At 54.0% G+C, this 15,036-nt stretch carries 16 protein-coding genes; 10 read left to right on the forward strand and 6 right to left on the reverse strand.

What is annotated here, in order from left to right:
- Positions 1 to 190: 190 nt before the first annotated feature.
- Positions 191 to 850: a PAQR family membrane homeostasis protein TrhA gene (gene trhA / locus ACUY4S_RS04335; protein WP_312691874.1), complete on the forward strand. Its 660-nt coding sequence runs from the start codon at positions 191 to 193 to the stop codon at positions 848 to 850.
- A gap of 48 nt (positions 851 to 898) precedes the next feature.
- Here trhA and ygfZ read toward each other — a convergent pair whose 3' ends face one another.
- On the reverse strand, positions 899 to 1,879 hold the full coding sequence (ygfZ, locus tag ACUY4S_RS04340; RefSeq protein ID WP_312691872.1) for a tRNA-modifying protein YgfZ: 981 nt from the start codon (positions 1,877 to 1,879) through the stop codon (positions 899 to 901).
- A 247-nt stretch (positions 1,880 to 2,126) separates the two neighbouring features.
- Here ygfZ and sdhE point away from each other — a divergent pair, with 247 nt between their 5' ends.
- Entirely contained in the window at positions 2,127 to 2,393 is a 267-nt protein-coding gene (sdhE, locus tag ACUY4S_RS04345; protein ID WP_312691870.1) for an FAD assembly factor SdhE, read from the forward strand.
- On the forward strand, positions 2,374 to 2,790 hold the full coding sequence (locus ACUY4S_RS04350; protein ID WP_312691868.1) for a protein YgfX: 417 nt from the start codon (positions 2,374 to 2,376) through the stop codon (positions 2,788 to 2,790). The genes sdhE and ACUY4S_RS04350 overlap by 20 nt, the downstream gene beginning before the upstream one ends.
- 19 nt (positions 2,791 to 2,809) lie before the next feature.
- Here ACUY4S_RS04350 and fldB read toward each other — a convergent pair whose 3' ends face one another.
- Positions 2,810 to 3,331 (reverse strand): flavodoxin FldB, encoded by a 522-nt coding sequence (fldB, locus tag ACUY4S_RS04355; RefSeq protein ID WP_312691866.1) that lies wholly within the window; start codon positions 3,329 to 3,331, stop codon positions 2,810 to 2,812.
- A gap of 100 nt (positions 3,332 to 3,431) precedes the next feature.
- Between fldB and xerD the strand changes: the two genes are divergently transcribed.
- The 5 genes from xerD to lysS all read left to right on the forward strand — a co-directional run bounded on the left by xerD (position 3,432) and on the right by lysS (position 9,522).
- Positions 3,432 to 4,328, forward strand: coding sequence for a site-specific tyrosine recombinase XerD (gene xerD / locus ACUY4S_RS04360; protein WP_312691864.1), 897 nt, complete (start codon positions 3,432 to 3,434; stop codon positions 4,326 to 4,328).
- Positions 4,329 to 4,352: 24 nt separating this feature from the next.
- Entirely contained in the window at positions 4,353 to 5,066 is a 714-nt protein-coding gene (gene dsbC, locus ACUY4S_RS04365; protein WP_312691862.1) for a bifunctional protein-disulfide isomerase/oxidoreductase DsbC, read from the forward strand.
- A gap of 5 nt (positions 5,067 to 5,071) precedes the next feature.
- Positions 5,072 to 6,805, forward strand: a complete 1,734-nt coding sequence (gene recJ, locus ACUY4S_RS04370) for a single-stranded-DNA-specific exonuclease RecJ (RefSeq protein ID WP_312691860.1) — start codon at positions 5,072 to 5,074, stop codon at positions 6,803 to 6,805.
- Between the two features lie 91 nt (positions 6,806 to 6,896).
- A protein-coding gene (gene prfB / locus ACUY4S_RS04375; RefSeq protein ID WP_312691858.1) for a peptide chain release factor 2 occupies positions 6,897 to 7,995 on the forward strand; the annotation gives its coding sequence in 2 pieces (ribosomal slippage) (positions 6,897 to 6,971 and positions 6,973 to 7,995; 1,098 coding nt in all).
- A 9-nt stretch (positions 7,996 to 8,004) separates the two neighbouring features.
- Positions 8,005 to 9,522 (forward strand): lysine--tRNA ligase, encoded by a 1,518-nt coding sequence (gene lysS / locus ACUY4S_RS04380; protein ID WP_312691856.1) that lies wholly within the window; start codon positions 8,005 to 8,007, stop codon positions 9,520 to 9,522.
- 48 nt (positions 9,523 to 9,570) lie between these two features.
- Here the strand turns inward: lysS and idi are convergent, their stop codons facing one another.
- From idi to ACUY4S_RS04400, 4 genes are all read right to left on the reverse strand, one after another.
- Positions 9,571 to 10,128 carry an isopentenyl-diphosphate Delta-isomerase gene (gene idi / locus ACUY4S_RS04385; protein WP_458023043.1) on the reverse strand — a complete coding sequence of 186 codons (558 nt, stop codon included), beginning with the start codon at positions 10,126 to 10,128 and terminating at the stop codon, positions 9,571 to 9,573.
- A 115-nt stretch (positions 10,129 to 10,243) separates the two neighbouring features.
- Positions 10,244 to 10,960, reverse strand: coding sequence for a DUF554 domain-containing protein (locus ACUY4S_RS04390; protein ID WP_458023044.1), 717 nt, complete (start codon positions 10,958 to 10,960; stop codon positions 10,244 to 10,246).
- A gap of 16 nt (positions 10,961 to 10,976) precedes the next feature.
- Positions 10,977 to 11,564, reverse strand: coding sequence for a UbiX family flavin prenyltransferase (locus tag ACUY4S_RS04395; RefSeq protein WP_312691850.1), 588 nt, complete (start codon positions 11,562 to 11,564; stop codon positions 10,977 to 10,979).
- A gap of 10 nt (positions 11,565 to 11,574) precedes the next feature.
- A complete protein-coding gene (locus tag ACUY4S_RS04400; RefSeq protein ID WP_312691848.1) occupies positions 11,575 to 13,068 on the reverse strand; it encodes a UbiD family decarboxylase in 1,494 nt (497 codons plus the stop codon).
- Between the two features lie 218 nt (positions 13,069 to 13,286).
- Here ACUY4S_RS04400 and ACUY4S_RS04405 point away from each other — a divergent pair, with 218 nt between their 5' ends.
- Positions 13,287 to 14,186: a LysR family transcriptional regulator gene (locus ACUY4S_RS04405; RefSeq protein ID WP_312691846.1), complete on the forward strand. Its 900-nt coding sequence runs from the start codon at positions 13,287 to 13,289 to the stop codon at positions 14,184 to 14,186.
- Positions 14,187 to 14,286: 100 nt separating this feature from the next.
- Positions 14,287 to 14,985 carry an amidase activator ActS gene (gene actS / locus ACUY4S_RS04410; RefSeq protein ID WP_312691989.1) on the forward strand — a complete coding sequence of 233 codons (699 nt, stop codon included), beginning with the start codon at positions 14,287 to 14,289 and terminating at the stop codon, positions 14,983 to 14,985.
- Positions 14,986 to 15,036 lie beyond the last annotated feature (51 nt).

Here is a 15,036-nt window from a genome sequence, read left to right on the forward strand (position 1 = left end):
GGCGGGCCTTTGTGTGCGCACATGCTGCCATAACTCCGGCATGGTTTCCCCGATTTTTATATTCACCAGATATGACTTTTGTCATTACACATTCATACGCGATATTTATTTTAGCTTACAGGTGTGCACTGAAATCATTCTCAGTTACTCTATAATGGCAATGTTTTAAAGCGTTCTCCCGGAGTTAGCCATGGTTCAGAAACCATTAATCGCACAGGGATACACACTGGCAGAGGAAATTGCCAACAGCATCAGCCACGGTGTCGGGCTGGTGTTCGGTATTGTAGGCCTGGTATTGCTGCTGGTGCAGGCGGTGGACAGTAATGCAAGCGTAATGGCCATTACCAGTTACAGCCTGTACGGGGGCAGCATGATTTTACTGTTCCTTGCCTCCACCCTCTACCATGCCATCCCGCATCAACGGGCGAAGGTGTGGCTGAAGAAATTTGATCACTGCGCAATTTATCTATTGATTGCCGGAACCTATACGCCATTTCTGCTGGTCGGCCTGGATTCGCCGCTGGCTCGCGGGTTAATGATTGTCATCTGGAGCCTGGCGCTGCTGGGCATTCTGTTTAAACTGACGATTGCGCATCGCTTTAAAGTGCTGTCGCTGATCACCTATCTGACAATGGGCTGGTTGTCGCTGATTGTGATTTATCAGCTTGCCACACGCTTGTCTGTGGGGGGGGTGACGCTGCTTGCCGTCGGCGGCCTGGTTTATTCGCTTGGCGTGATTTTCTATGTCTGCAAGCGCATCCCTTATAACCATGCCATTTGGCACGGCTTTGTACTGGGTGGCAGCGTGTGCCATTTTCTGGCGATTTATCTATACGTCGGACGGGTTTAAACGCTGTAGCCGGGGGAATGGCGCCAGCCCCCGGCTTGATGATTTCGCTTACTCTTCTAACGAGTAGGGCAGTGGTTCAATACTTAAGGTGTTGGCATCATCGCGAACGCGGAAAACACTGCCTGGCTCCATATCATTGTTCATCACAACCTGTACCAGTACACGCCCGTCATCCAGTTGCACAGCGGCCAGCACAGTACCGGTACGACGCCAGTTCTGCCCCATTTGCAGCTCCAGATCTTCACCCGCCTCGGGAACGCGGCTGGCGTTACCAGCCAGGTACCAGAGCGCACGTTTGTTTGCGCCACGGAATTTTGCCCGCGCCACCATTTCCTGCCCGGTGTAGCAACCTTTCTTGAAACTGATGCCGCCGAGCGCCTGAAGGTTAGTGGCCTGCGGGATAAATTGCGCACTGTTCGGGGTATCGATCACAGGCAAACCGGCTTCGATATTCAGCGCCAGCCACTGCTGGCTGTTGTTGAGCTGCGCTTCGCCACCCAGTTTCGTTGCTACTTCTGTGGCGGTTGCTTCATCGGTGACCAGCAGAAAACGCTCGGCAGGGTGCGCAAACCACAGCAGTGTAGTCGTGCCGTTCTGCACGACCTGTTTTTCCGCATCTGGCAGGGCAGGGAACAGTGCGGCCAGCGCTGCGCGTGCCTGAAAACCGGCAACCCCGAGCAGCACATGTTCATTGTCGGGGGCAATAGTGACTTTCGAGAACACAGCGTATTTTTTCAATTCGGTAAGCTGCGCGTCACGTACGCTTCGGCGTAGGATCCAGGCAAAACCGTCCTGATAGTGGAACAAACGCATATTGCTCCACATTTTACCTTTAGAATCGCAATGCGCTGCCAGCAGGTGCTGTTCAGGGAGCATATTTGCGACATCGGCTGTCACCTGGCCTTGCAGGTATTTCTCGCTGTCTGCGCCAGTAATGGTTGCCAGCGCCCAGTCATCGAGCGTCATAAGCGTCAGCGGCAGACGTGCAGAGGCGGTCGGCTGACGCGGCGGAAATGGAGTAAAAGCCATAATAATGTCCTGATTAGCTTAACGCTGTGTGGGTACTTAATGGTAAAAGAGCCATTGTTCATTGCAAGCGTTAAAGCATGCGTTTTGTGCCATTGTCCTGCTCTTGCGAGGCATTACGCAGAGGAATGAAATTTTTGCACTGCATGCGATTTATTTCGCGAGCAGCACCGGAAGGCCAAATATTCCGCAAAAGAAAGCATAAAAACACGTTACAATAGGCGAATCATGCCTACGCAGGGAGAAGAACATGGATATTAATAACAAAGCGCGTATCCACTGGGCGTGCCGCCGTGGAATGCGCGAGCTCGATATCTCTATCATGCCTTTTTTCGAACATGAGTACGACACGCTCAGCGATGACGACAAACATCTGTTTGTGCGTTTGCTGGAGAGCGACGATCCAGACTTATTCAACTGGCTGATGAATCATGGCAAACCCCAGGATGCGGAGTTGCAAAGAATGGTGCTGTTAATTCAAACGCGGAATCGGGAACGTGGTCCTGTGGCAATCTGATTTACGCGTCTCCTGGCGCGCGCAATGGCTCTCTTTACTGCTCCACGGCTTAGTGGCGGCACTGATATTGCTGATGCCATGGCCATTGAGCTACACCCCGCTGTGGTTATTGCTGCTTTCACTGGTGGTTTTTGACTGCGTACGTAGTCAGCGGCGCATTAATACCTGCCACGGTGAGATCAAACTGTTGGTGGACGCTCGCCTGCGCTGGCAAGGTGAGGAGTGGAGCATTGTCGGTACGCCCTGGATGTTACGCAGCGGAATGATGCTGCGTTTGCGGCGTGAAGAGGACGGCAGACGCCAGCACTTGTGGTTAGCGGCAGACAGCATGGATGCACGAGAGTGGCGGGATTTGCGCCGGGTGCTTTCTCAGAAACCGGCGCAGGGGTTGCATTAAGCGAAAGTCCGGGCTGGCCTCAGGCCAGGCGTTCCGCCATTTCCATCAGGATTTGTTCACACCAGGCCTGAATGCGCGCATCACTCAGATCGTACTGATTGGTTTCATCCAGCGCCAGGCCAACGAACAACTGGCCATCGGCGATGACGGGCTTCTTACTGGTAAATTCGTAACCTTCAGTTGGCCAGTAACCGATAAACGTTGCGCCGCGAGGCGCCAGTTTGTCGTGCAGCATGCCGAGCGCGTCGAGGAACCATTCACCGTAGCCAAGCTGATCGCCCATGCCGTACAGTGCGATGATTTTTCCGTCGAGATTGAGGGTGTCGAGCTGGTCCCAGATGGCTTCCCAGTCTTCCTGCAATTCGCCAAAATCCCAGGTTGGTATACCGAGGATCAGCGCGTCATATTGCTCCATCAGAGAGGGCGCGTCGTCTTTCAGGTTGTGCAGCGTCACCAGTTCCGGCCCGATAATATCGCGGATTTTTTCAGCCGCCATTTCGGTATAGCAGGTGCTGGAACCGTAAAACAGACCAATATTCATAACGTAAACTTCTCAATGCTTGATGTCTCTTTGCGAGCAGTGTACCAGAATCGTTTGGCAATCAGGCATAATGCAGCGATGGAGAGAAAGAGGCGCTTAGATGGAACAGGATCTCGCACGTATTGAACAATTTCTTGATGCGTTGTGGCTTGAAAACAACCTGGCGGACAATACCCTTAGCGCTTACCGACGCGATCTGAAAAGCGTGGTGGAGTGGCTGCATCATCGCGAGAGCAGTCTTGAGCGGGCGCAAAGCGACGATCTGCAAGCGTTGCTGGCCGAGCGTGTAGACGGCGGCTACAAAGCGACCAGTTCTGCGCGGTTGTTAAGTGCAGTTCGGCGTTTTTTTCAGTATCTGTACCGTGAAAAAATACGCAGCGACGATCCCAGCGCGTTGCTGGCCTCACCGAAGCTACCGCAGCGCCTGCCAAAAGACTTAAGCGAAGCGCAGGTCGGCAGGCTTTTACACGCGCCAACGGTTGACCAACCGCTGGAGTTACGCGATAAAGCGATGCTTGAGGTCTTATACGCCACCGGGCTTCGTGTTACGGAACTGGTGGGACTGACCATGAGCGATATCAGCCTGCGTCAGGGTGTGCTGCGGGTTATTGGTAAAGGCAATAAAGAACGCCTGGTGCCACTGGGTGAAGAGGCGGTTTACTGGGTTGAGCATTATCTTGAATATGGTCGTCCGTGGCTGCTTAACGGCGCATCAATAGATGTACTGTTTCCGAGCCAGCGTGCTCAGCAGATGACGCGTCAGACATTCTGGCATCGCATTAAACATTATGCGACGCTGGCGGGAATCGATAGCGAGAAGCTGTCTCCGCACGTCTTACGGCACGCGTTTGCTACGCATTTGCTTAACCACGGCGCGGATCTGCGCGTGGTGCAAATGCTGCTGGGGCATCAGGATCTTTCAACAACGCAAATTTATACGCATGTGGCTACCGAGCGGCTGCGTAAGCTTCATCAACAGCATCACCCGCGGGCGTGAGAGCTGACAATCTAAGGATGTGTTATGAAAAACGGTTTAATGATGTTCACCCTGTTGGCTGCGGCATTCACGGGTGCTGCACATGCTGATGACGCGGCGATCAAACAGTCGCTGGCGAAACTGGGTGTTCAGAGTACAGAAGTCCTGCCCGCTCCCGTCGCTGGAATGAAAGCGGTATTGACCAGTAGCGGCGTGTTGTATGTCACTGAGGATGGCAAACATATTATCCAGGGACCCATGTACGATGTCAGCGGCGCTCAACCGGTTAACGTCACCTCGCAGATGCTAATGCCGCACCTCAACGCGCTGACCAAAGAGATGATTGTGTATAAAGCCCCGCAGGAAAAACACGTGATCACGGTATTCACTGATATCACCTGTGGCTACTGCCAGAAGCTGCACAGCGAAATGGCCGACTATAACGCGCTGGGTATTACCGTGCGTTACCTCGCTTTCCCCCGTCAGGGCGTGGCAAGCGACGCTGAAAAAGAGATGAAATCAATCTGGTGTTCAAAAGATCGTAACCAGGCCTTTACTGACGCGATGAACGGCAAAAGCGTTAAGCCAGCCAGTTGTGATATTGACATTGCTAACCACTATGCGCTTGGCGTGCAGTTTGGCGTGAATGGCACCCCGGCGATTGTACTGAATGATGGGTATGTCGTGCCGGGTTATCAGGCACCTGCTGAAATGAAAGCCTTCCTCGATCAACATCAAAAAGCCACGGGCGGTAAGTAATACGCGTGAAAGCTCAGATACAACTTCGCCGCCGCGTGGTTAATGACGCGGTGGAACTGGCAGATTCGATGCCGCCTTTACTGCGTCGGCTTTATGCCAGCCGCGGCGTGCGCAGTGACCAGGAACTGGAGCGCAGTGTGAAAGGCATGCTGCCCTGGCAGCAGTTGAATGGTATTGAAGATGCCGTTAAACACCTGTACGACGCGCTGCGTGAAGGGTTGCGCATTATCGTTGTTGGTGACTTTGACGCCGATGGTGCCACCAGTACGGCATTAAGCGTGCTGGCGCTGCGTTCACTGGGGGGCGACAATGTCAGCTACCTGGTGCCAAACCGTTTTGACGATGGTTACGGGCTTAGCCCGGAGGTGGTCGATCAGGCCCATGCGCGTGGCGCGCAGCTTATTCTGACCGTCGATAACGGTATTTCTTCTCATGCAGGTGTTGAGCGGGCGCATGCGCTGGGCATTCCGGTGGTGGTGACCGATCATCACCTGCCAGGCGACACCCTGCCGGAAGCCGAAGCGATCGTTAACCCGAACTTGCGTGACTGTACATTCCCGTCGAAATCGCTGGCGGGGGTTGGCGTCGCGTTTTACGTGATGCTGGCGTTACGCAGCTTTCTGCGTGATAACGGCTGGTTTGATGCCCGTGGGCTGGCGATGCCAAATCTTGCGGAGCTGCTCGATCTGGTGGCGCTTGGAACGGTGGCGGACGTCGTACCGTTAGATGCCAATAACCGCATCCTGACCTGGCAAGGGCTGAGCCGCATTCGCGCCGGGCGTTGCCGCCCAGGTATCAAAGCCTTGCTCGAGGTGGCGAATCGGGATGCACAGAAACTGGCGGCCAGCGATCTGGGTTTTGCTTTAGGGCCACGCCTTAATGCGGCGGGACGCCTGGATGATATGTCTGTCGGCGTCGCATTGTTGCTCTGCGAGAACCTTGGCGAAGCGCGCCAACTGGCGAATGAACTGGATGCCCTGAACCAGACGCGTAAAGAGATTGAGCAGGGCATGCAGGCCGAAGCGCTGACGCTGTGCGAGAAACTCGAACGCAGCACGACGGCGTTACCGGGTGGGCTTGCAATGTACCATCCTGAGTGGCATCAGGGCGTGGTGGGGATCCTCGCTTCACGGATCAAAGAGCGTTTTCATCGGCCTGTGATCGCCTTCGCGCCTGCGGGTGAGGGGGTATTGAAAGGCTCCGGTCGTTCTGTCCAGGGGCTGCATATGCGCGATGCGCTGGAGCGACTCGACACACTCTACCCAGGGATGATGCTCAAGTTTGGCGGCCATGCTATGGCAGCGGGATTGACGCTGGAAGAGGCGCGGTTCGGCGAGTTTCAGCAACGCTTTGGCGAGCTGGTCACCGAGTGGCTGGATCCGGCGTTATTGCAGGGTGAGATCGTCTCCGACGGGCCGCTGACGGCGCAGGAGATGACGCTGGAAATCGCTGAGATGCTACGTGAAGCTGGCCCCTGGGGGCAAATGTTCCCTGAACCGGTGTTTGATGGCGAGTTTCGGCTGTTACAACAGCGGCTGGTGGGCGAGCGTCACCTGAAAGTCATGCTCGAACCAGTAGGCGGCGGCCCGTTACTGGATGGTATCGCTTTTAATGTTGATACCGCCTGCTGGCCGGATAACGGCGTAAGGCAGGTGAATATTGCTTATAAACTTGATGTAAATGAGTTTCGCGGTAATCGCAGCGTGCAGTTAATTATCGAAAACCTCTGGCCAATTTAGCGCCAGTATTCGCTACAAAAAGGGGCGTGGATCCGGTAAACTTCCGCCCTTATCACCGCATTTTGACAAGTCCATTAAAAGAAATCAGACCATGTTTGAAATTAACCCGGTAAAAAATCGCATTCAGGACCTCACGGAGCGCTCCGACGTTCTTAGGGGGTATCTTTGACTATGACGCCAAGAAAGAGCGTCTGGAAGAAGTAAACGCCGAGCTGGAACAGCCGGACGTATGGAATGAGCCTGAGCGCGCGCAGGCGCTGGGCAAAGAGCGTTCTTCGCTCGAAGCCATTGTCGACACACTGGATCAGATGAGCCAGGGCCTGGAAGATGTTGCCGGCCTGCTGGATCTGGCGGTTGAAGCCGATGATGAAGAAACCTTTAACGAAGCCGTAGCCGAGCTGGATGGGCTGGAAGAGAAGCTGTCGCAGCTGGAATTCCGCCGTATGTTCTCCGGCGAGTACGACAGCGCGGACTGCTATCTGGATATTCAGGCGGGTTCCGGCGGCACCGAAGCGCAGGATTGGGCGAGCATGCTGCTGCGCATGTACCTGCGCTGGGCTGAAGCGCGCGGCTTCAAGACCGAAGTGATTGAAGAGTCCGAAGGTGAGGTGGCCGGTATTAAATCCGTGACCATCAAGATCATTGGCGATTATGCCTACGGCTGGTTGCGTACCGAAACCGGTGTGCATCGTCTGGTGCGTAAGAGCCCGTTCGATTCCGGCGGCCGTCGTCACACCTCGTTCAGTTCCGCGTTTGTTTACCCGGAAGTGAAAGACGACATTGATATTGAAATTAATCCGGCGGACCTGCGTATCGACGTATACCGCGCATCCGGCGCGGGTGGTCAGCACGTTAACCGTACGGAATCTGCGGTGCGTATCACCCATATTCCGACCGGGTTGGTGACGCAATGCCAGAACGACCGTTCCCAGCATAAAAACAAAGACCAGGCCATGAAGCAGATGAAAGCAAAGCTTTATGAGCTGGAAATGCAAAAGAAAAATGCTGAGAAGCAGGCTATGGAAGACAACAAGTCTGATATCGGCTGGGGTAGCCAGATCCGTTCTTATGTCCTGGATGATTCCCGCATCAAAGATCTGCGCACCGGGGTTGAAACCCGCAACACGCAGGCGGTGCTGGACGGCAGCCTGGATCAATTCATCGAAGCAAGTTTGAAAGCAGGGTTATGAGGAACCAACATGTCTGAACAACAAGCACAGGGCGCTGACGCGGCAGTTGAACTTAATAATGAACTGAAAAACCGCCGTGAGAAGCTGGCGCAACTGCGCGAGCAGGGCGTGCCGTTTCCGAACGACTTCCGTCGCGACCAGACCTCTGACAAGCTGCACGCTGAATTTGATGCCAAAGAGAACGAAGAGCTGGAAGCGCTGGGCATTGAAGTTGCGGTAGCCGGTCGTATGATGACGCGCCGCGTTATGGGTAAGGCTTCTTTCGTCACCTTGCAGGACGTTGGTGGCCGTATTCAGCTGTATGTGTCGCGCGATGACCTGGCAGAAGGCGTTTATAACGAGCAGTTCAAGAAATGGGACCTCGGTGACATCCTCGGCGCCCGTGGCAAGCTGTTCAAAACCAAGACTGGCGAACTCTCTATCCACTGCACCGAACTGCGTCTGCTGACCAAAGCATTGCGTCCGCTGCCGGATAAATTCCACGGGTTGCAGGATCAGGAAGCGCGTTATCGTCAGCGCTATCTGGATCTCATCGCTAATGATGAATCCCGCAATACTTTCAAAATTCGTTCGCAAATCATGGCTGGTATTCGTCAGTTCATGGTCGGTCGCGGCTTTATGGAAGTAGAAACCCCGATGATGCAGGTGATCCCAGGCGGCGCATCTGCGCGTCCGTTTATCACTCATCATAACGCGCTGGATCTGGACATGTACCTGCGTATCGCGCCGGAACTGTACCTCAAGCGCCTGGTGGTTGGCGGCTTTGAGCGCGTGTTCGAAATCAACCGTAACTTCCGTAACGAAGGCATTTCCGTTCGTCATAACCCTGAGTTCACCATGATGGAACTCTATATGGCTTATGCGGATTACAAAGATTTGATCGAACTGACCGAGTCGCTGTTCCGCACCCTGGCGCAGGATATCCTCGGCAAAACGGAAGTCCCGTACGATGATCAGGTTTTCGACTTCGGTAAGCCGTTTGAAAAACTGACCATGCGCGAAGCGATCAAGAAATACCGTCCGGAAACGAATATGGCGGATCTCGATAATTTCGACAGCGCAAAAGCGATTGCGGACAGCATCGGTATTAAGGTGGAGAAAAGCTGGGGTCTGGGCCGTATCGTGACGGAGATCTTCGAAGAAGTCGCAGAAGCGCACCTGATCCAGCCGACCTTTATTACCGAATACCCGGCGGAAGTTTCACCGCTGGCGCGCCGTAATGACGAGAACCCGGAAATCACTGACCGCTTTGAATTCTTTATTGGCGGCCGTGAAATCGGTAATGGCTTTAGCGAGTTGAATGACGCGGAAGATCAGGCGCAGCGTTTTGCTGATCAGGTCGCTGCGAAAGATGCGGGCGACGACGAAGCCATGTTCTTCGACGAAGATTACGTGACGGCGCTGGAGCACGGTCTGCCGCCGACTGCGGGGCTGGGGATTGGTATCGACCGTATGGTCATGCTGTTCACTAACCGCCATACCATTCGCGACGTGATCCTGTTCCCGGCAATGCGTCCGACAAAATAATCACACCGTAACCGGTAAAGCCCCGACGTTCACCGCGTTGGGGCTTTTTTATCGCTGTAATTCGCAGGCGAATTGACGCAGGTTATCCCGGCCTTGATCCGGTGCGGCTTCGCTAACCATCCATGGGCTGAAGGCCCACGGCGTGGCATCCAGTGCATGCAGCACAGATTCCAGCCCGACCCATTGATACGCCATTACCTCATCACGGTTGGGGGCGATCCCGCTGCTTATCCGCGCGGCATAGACCGGGCATACCTCGTTTTCCACGATCCCGGAAGGATCGGTTTCGCAATATCGAAAATCCGCATGGACTGGCGTGATGTTATCGACGCTGGCGCCAATCTCGAACCGGCAACGGCGGATAATCGCCTCTTCGTTAGATTCGCCCAGTTGCGGGTGGCCGCAAACTGAGTTGGTCCACACCCCAGGCCAGGCTTTCTTACTCAACGCGCGGCGGGTAACCAGCAACTGTCCCTGCTGGTTGAAGATCCAGCAGGAAAAAGCCAGATGCAGTGGGGTGTGAGAAGTGTGCGCGGCATATTTCTCCTGAGTGCCAGTCACCTCTCCCTGGTCATTAACCAAAATGACGTGCTCTTGTATACCCATAACGACTCCAGAACGTAGAACGCCGAATGGCGCTGCGTTTATCCAGCCTGTGGGAGGGCTCCCGACAGGGCTGGTAAGCGTAGCGCCACCGTGCGAACCCTATTATACCTGACTATCAGGCAAACAGTTTTGCCCACAGAGCGGAAAACGGCATCACCAGGAGCAGACCGGGCAACATATTTGCCACCGGAAAGGGCTTGATATTACAAATCCGCAGCCCGGTCGCCACCATAATAAGACCGCCAGCGCAGGAGAAATCACCCATCATGTCCGGGGTAATCATGTGCACGATATACACCGCCAACGTTGCCAGCGCGACCTGCACAATAATCAGCGGCAGACCGATGGTCATCACAGAGAAGCCAAGCATGGTAGCGAAGATCGCCGCCGTGAACAGATCCAGCACCGTTTTGATATACAGAATCGACGGATCGCCGGTCATGCCTTCATGCATCGCACCGAAGATACCGGTGCCACTGGCGCAAAACAGCACCAGAATGGCAACGAATTTTTCCGTAAATTCATCGTGGGTTAGCCCCTGTACCGGCGGAAAAATCCGGTTGATCAAACCCCGGGTGGTGCCGGCCGCTCTTCCAATCTGTTTTTCAAAGAAGAACGCTTCGCCAATCACTGCCCCCAGTACCATTGCCAGTACCACTGCGGGCATGAATTTAACTTTAATCACCAGGTTGATGCCCAGACCCACAGAGCACAGACCAAACGTCAGTGGCAGCGCCACTTTGACCCGATCGGGGATGCGGGTGCCAACCAGTGAACCCATAAGACCGCCAACGATCACCGCGGCGCCGTTCACATAAGGACCGATTAACATAATATTTCCTGCGTTTTTACGCGTTATAAGCAAGGTGACCCTCGCCCCAGCGTGGGAGGTTTTTCACATCAATACCGAACAGGTCCAGCGCGCGGCTGACGCTATGGGTAATGATCTCATCTGTGGTTTGCGGGCGCTGATAGAGCGCCGGCACCGGCGGGAAAATTATCCCGCCCATTTCCGTCACTGCCTGCATGTTGCGAATATGCCCGAGATTAAGTGGCGTTTCGCGCGCCAGCAGCACCAGACGGCGGCGCTCTTTGAGCACCACGTCGGCGGCTCGGGTTAGCAGGTTATCCGTCAGGCAGTTTGCGATGGATCCCAGAGAACGCATGGAACAGGGCGCGACAAGCATGCCCATGGTCTTAAACGATCCGCTGGAGATGGAGGCTCCAAGATTGCCGATGGGGTGGACCACATCCGCAAGTGCCATCACCTCATCAAGCCGGTAATCGGTTTCCAGCTCACAGGTTTTTTCCGCCCCTTTCGAAATAACCAAATGGACTTCAATCTCCTGGGCACGTAAAAGTTCAAGGGCTTTTACGCCATACTGAAAACCGGAAGCGCCGCTAATGCCGACGATGATACGTGGTGTCGTGGTCACACCCTTCTCCTTATTCGAAATCTGGCAAGAAACGTTTCACATCAACCTCTTTAAACTTCGAACGTTCAAAGTGGCTCTTCAGATGGAACGGTACGGTGCAGTCAAAAATGGTCTTGCAGGACATTCCCTGCTGCAAAATGCTTGGGCTGTAGGCCGGAATCTGTGAAGGATCAAGCGGATGGCAACGCACGCCGGGGATAGTGACGGTATCCACATCGCCCTGATAGCGTGTCTGCATTGCCCACAGCACGTCGTCGCTGTCAAAAATATCCACGTCTTCGTCAACCAGAATGACGTGTTTCAGTTCCGGGAAGGCTGAGAACGCCAGCAGCGCGGCCTGGCGCTGACGGCCTTCATCTGCCGGAGAGAATTTCTTGAATTGCATAACGGCCAGCAGCTTGCCGCCGCCAGCAGAGTGAGCAAATACGTTGAGCAGTTTGCCTGGCATGGCGCGGCCAACCATATCAAGAATGCTGGCTTCAGTCGGGATGCCCGCCATGTTCACATGCTCTTCACCTGGGCCGACAGTGGTGCGCCAGATCGGGTTATAGCGATGCGTCACGGCTTTGACTTTGATAATAGGCAGCGCATCTTTCGCTTCGCCGGTATAGCCCGGAAACTCAGGCATCGCTTTGCCGGTATCGGTGTTCTGATCTTCACGCAGGCGCGCATGCGGGAGCAATTCGCCCTCAATGACAATTTCAGCATGTGCAATAGCTCGTTCATTGATGGTCTTGCACTGCACCATTTCAACAGCGTGGCCGCGCAACGCGCCAGCAACGCTCAGTTCGTCGTAACCCAGCGGCGTTGTGGGTGGCTCAAAGCAGGCGGCAATTTCAATCGCCGGGTCAACGCCGATACTGATAGAGATCGGCAGCGGCTTGCCGGCAGCTTCCGCTTTCATGCGGAAAGCATCAATATGGCGGCCCGGTGTTAACCACATTGAGAGTTCATCGCGGCTCTGTACACAGAGGCGGTGAATGGTGATATCAGATTCATGCGTTTCAGGATCAGAGGCATAGCAGAGGCCCATGGTGATATACGGACCGGCGTCTTCTTCGGTGTTGGTAGGCGCAGGCAACAGCGTGCGCAGATCGAAGTTTGCATCACTGGCGAGATGCACCACCTGCTGGCAGACCGCGTGGTCTTTGGTCAGTACCGGAGGAATCGGGTTTTGTACCGAGTCTTTCAGCAGATGGCCGAGTTTTTCGGGTTCGCAGTTCAGGAAGTGGCTGACGCGTTTGCGCGAGCCGTTCAGGCCGATGGCAACACTGATGTCCTGAAAACCTTTTATTTTATTGAACACCATTACCGGGCCATTTTTGCGTGTCGGGCGCTGGCAGGTGCCGCCAGCACCTACGTAACGGTACACCCCGGAAAGCTCCGCGTGCGGATCCACTTCGGTGTCCGTTTCAACATATTCGCCGGGTAGCGTTTTTAATAACTCAAGTGCAGAGCGTAAATCGGAAACGCCGCTGACATTATTATTTTTACTATTTGACATGGTCTTTTCCATTGATAGATGGGAATTTACTAACTGCGAGTACCTTATTTTTACGTCACCAATTAAACAAATACCGTTTTCCTGACTCAGACCAGATCAAAAAAGTACTCTTTATATAATTGTTAATTTAACGTTGGTGAATTGATTAAAATAGCGGGCTTTTCCTTTTCCACGCTAAGTGGGATACTGAGCATTCAGATATGGCGGAGAAAAGTTGTATGGATCTGAAAAGATTGCGTTATTTTTGCCGTGTGGTGGAGCAGGGATCGGTAAGTCAGGCGGCGAAAGTGTTGAATATGGCGCAGCCTCCGCTCAGTAAACGCATCCAGGAACTGGAAGAAGAGTTACAGGTTTCGCTGTTTACACGGCAGGGAAATCGTATTGAACCTACTGACGCCGGTTATTTTCTTTACCGTAAAGCGTGTGAAATATTACGTCATGTTGAAGATACCGCACGTGAAACGGTTGCTATTGCTAATAAAGAAAAATTCCAGTTGCGACTCGGTTTGACCCATCTCTTTCAATCCTATTTTAAGCCGTTGCTGCTCGAGCTTTATAAACGGCATCCCGACGCGGAAATTAATATTTCGGTAACGGATTCCAGCCATTTAGAAACCATGTTGAACGAAGGCACTATCGATCTGGCGATGATCCAGCGGCCCTATCGCAGTGAAGGTTTTGATTATGTCTCCTTTGATCCGGTGCGGCTGGTGGCGGTGATCAGTAAACAGTGCCTGCTGGAAGTACCGTCCAGTCCTTATGACTACCAGGCGCTGGCGGCATTTCCGTTGGTACTGCTGCACCGGGCTAAAGACAGCGGCACGTATGAGATGCTAATCGATCTGTTCCGTAAGGCGGGGGTTAACCCGAAAGTGATCATGCATATTACTCAGCCAGGCGTGATCCTTGAGTGGCTGGAATCCGGCCTGGCAGCGGCAACACTGCTACCCTCTTCGGAAGTGAACGCCAGTAAACTTACGCAGTGCCATGTGGTGGATGTTTTCCCTTCGCCGCAGGTGTTTTATCCGGCGCTGGTAAAGATGCCTGCCATGCCTTATCTGCCGGAAATTATGGAAATCATCGCCCAGGGATACCCGATCCCACGCCATCAATCGTAAGGGGTTGGCATCCCGGTCGTGGCTGTTATCATAGGTCGCCTTTTATCACATTCGAGGATCTGTTTTGCGCGCAGGACGCCCGACGATAAACCCGTTTCGCATGCTTATTTGCCTGGCAATCGCTTTGCTGCTGGCAGGCTGCGCCGGGAGTAAATCTTCTTATTCCGGTGCCGTTTATACGGTGAAACGGGGTGATACCCTGTACCGTATTTCGCGGATCACCGGCACCAGCGTTAAAGATCTGGCAAGCCTGAATGGCATTTCACCGCCTTACACGATTGAGGTTGGGCAGCAACTTAAAATCAAAGGCGCCTCAAAAACGGCCTCTTCTGCCGGTAAAAGCGGCGGTAAAACCGCTAAAGTTGTGCCTTCTTCTGCCGTGCCCCAGTCTTCCTGGCCGCCAGTGGGGCAGCGCTGCTGGCGCTGGCCAACGACCGGCAAAGTGATCATGACCTATTCCACCTCTGAAGGTGGCAACAAAGGTATTGATATCGCCGGTGCGCGCGGGCAACCGATTTATGCCGCCGGGGCCGGGAAAGTCGTGTATGTCGGCAACCAGCTGCGCGGTTATGGCAACCTGATCATGATTAAACACAGCGAAGATTACATCACCGCGTACGCGCATAACGACACACTGTTGGTGAATAACGGGCAAAACGTGAAAGCGGGGCAGAAGATTGCCACTATGGGCAGTAGCGATACCGATTCAGTCAGGCTTCACTTCCAGTTACGCTACCGGGCAACAGCGATTGATCCGCTGCGTTATTTGCCCCCGCAGGGCAGCGTACCGAAGTGCTAACGTGCAATGCTAACAGGCGCAGTCCGGCCTGTTAGCGTGTTATTACGGTGA

The sequence above is a fragment of the Kosakonia beeri genome, from assembly GCF_054165705.1.

Coding starts and splice junctions, on each gene's coding strand:
- trhA (WP_312691874.1), top strand. CDS start 191: ATGGTTCAGAAACCATTAATCGCACAGGGATACACACTGGCAGAGGAA.
- idi (WP_458023043.1), bottom strand. CDS start 10,128: ATGGGTATACAAGAGCACGTCATTTTGGTTAATGACCAGGGAGAGGTG.
- lysS (WP_312691856.1), top strand. CDS start 8,005: ATGTCTGAACAACAAGCACAGGGCGCTGACGCGGCAGTTGAACTTAAT.
- fldB (WP_312691866.1), bottom strand. CDS start 3,331: ATGAATATTGGTCTGTTTTACGGTTCCAGCACCTGCTATACCGAAATG.
- ACUY4S_RS04390 (WP_458023044.1), bottom strand. CDS start 10,960: ATGTTAATCGGTCCTTATGTGAACGGCGCCGCGGTGATCGTTGGCGGT.
- xerD (WP_312691864.1), top strand. CDS start 3,432: ATGGAACAGGATCTCGCACGTATTGAACAATTTCTTGATGCGTTGTGG.
- ACUY4S_RS04400 (WP_312691848.1), bottom strand. CDS start 13,068: ATGTCAAATAGTAAAAATAATAATGTCAGCGGCGTTTCCGATTTACGC.
- dsbC (WP_312691862.1), top strand. CDS start 4,353: ATGAAAAACGGTTTAATGATGTTCACCCTGTTGGCTGCGGCATTCACG.
- actS (WP_312691989.1), top strand. CDS start 14,287: ATGCTTATTTGCCTGGCAATCGCTTTGCTGCTGGCAGGCTGCGCCGGG.
- ACUY4S_RS04405 (WP_312691846.1), top strand. CDS start 13,287: ATGGATCTGAAAAGATTGCGTTATTTTTGCCGTGTGGTGGAGCAGGGA.
- ygfZ (WP_312691872.1), bottom strand. CDS start 1,879: ATGGCTTTTACTCCATTTCCGCCGCGTCAGCCGACCGCCTCTGCACGT.
- sdhE (WP_312691870.1), top strand. CDS start 2,127: ATGGATATTAATAACAAAGCGCGTATCCACTGGGCGTGCCGCCGTGGA.